The sequence below is a fragment of the Bradyrhizobium sp. HKCCYLRH1030 genome, from assembly GCF_051168395.1.
In the GTDB taxonomy this organism is placed as follows: Bacteria; Pseudomonadota; Alphaproteobacteria; order Rhizobiales; family Xanthobacteraceae; genus Bradyrhizobium.
The window spans coordinates 1-1,238 of sequence record NZ_JBNPUY010000031.1 but is presented as its reverse complement, the minus strand read 5'-3'; the positions used below and the strand labels follow the sequence as shown (position 1 = coordinate 1,238).

General features: G+C 60.4%; 1 protein-coding gene. It reads right to left on the bottom strand.

All coding sequences use genetic code 11. The annotated features are described in order from the left end of the window. Positions 1 to 51 precede the first annotated feature (51 nt). Positions 52 to 1,154, bottom strand: a protein-coding gene (locus tag ACQR1E_RS33990; RefSeq protein ID WP_316203137.1) for an IS3 family transposase whose coding sequence is annotated in 2 segments (ribosomal slippage) — positions 52 to 893 and positions 893 to 1,154 — 1,104 coding nt in all. Because the reading frame shifts where the segments join, the coding sequence is not laid out codon by codon here. Positions 1,155 to 1,238 lie beyond the last annotated feature (84 nt).

Here is a 1,238-nt window from a genome sequence, read left to right as displayed (position 1 = left end):
TGCAGTGAGACCGAACTTTGGACCACCCATAACTAGAGTTTTGCGCCTGTTTCACGGTGGTGGGCTGGATGCGCCAGCGTGGTTTTGCAGCAAAATCGGCGGCTTGTTGCCGATCGCGCCATGGGGGCGTTCTTCGTTATAGTACTTGCGCCAATTCTCTACCTTTTCCTGGGCGTCGGCAAGGCTAAGGAACCAGTGGGCGTTGAGACATTCCTCCCGGAAGCGTCCGTTGAACGCCTCGATGAATGCGTTGTCGGTGGGCTTGCCGGGCCTGGAGAAGTCCAGCGTGACGCCGCGCTGGTAGGCCCAGACGTCGAGATCGCGCGACACGAACTCGGTGCCTTGATCGACACGGATCGTCGCCGGGAATCCCACTTCATTGCAGACTCCTTCCAGTATCTCCACGACATCGGTGCCGCGGAAAGTGAACCGCGGTGTCAGCGCTGGCGAGAATCGGGAGAAGATGTCGACGATCGTGAGCACCCGAAGCTTGCGTCCGGTTGCCAACTGATCGTGGACGAAGTCCATCGCCCAGGTCTCGTTCGATCGCGTTGCCGGCCTGCGATCGTCCCGCAGCTTGGCCTTGACCCGGCGCTTCGGCGTCTTGTTGCGTAATTGCAGGCCCAATTCGCGATAGACCCGCCGCGTCTTGTTCTGCCCGTGGCGCCATCCTTCGCGACGAAGCACGACGTGAATGCGGCGATAACCGTAGCGGACGCGAACCTGACAGATCTCCCTGATCCGTTGTTCGAGGGCGGCCTGGTCGGAGCGACGGGATCTGTAGTGGTAGGTCGACCTGTCGAATTCGAGGGCGTCGCAGGCCCTGCGGATCGATACCTGCCACTCGCCACAGACCTCGTCGACGAGCTTGCGCTTCCGACCAGGCTTCACAGCTTTCGGCGGATCACGTCCTGCAGCATCTCCTTGTCGAGCGACAGATCAGCGACCAGCTTCCTCAGCTTGCCGTTCTCGTCCTCGAGCTGCTTCAGCCGCCGCATCTCGGTCGGCAGCAGCCCGTCATACTTCTTCTTCCAATTGAAATAAGTCGCTTGGCTGATCCCGGCCTTGCGGCAGATCTCGGCGACCGGCACGCCGTCATTGCCCTGCTTCAGAATGAACGCCTTCTGGGCGTCCGAAAACTTCGAGGCTTTCATCGTCTTCCGCTCCTCCCAGCCGAGGGGATTCGGCAGCGCAAGACTCTAGCCAAAAATGGTCCAGTTTTCCGGCCTCAGATCAGC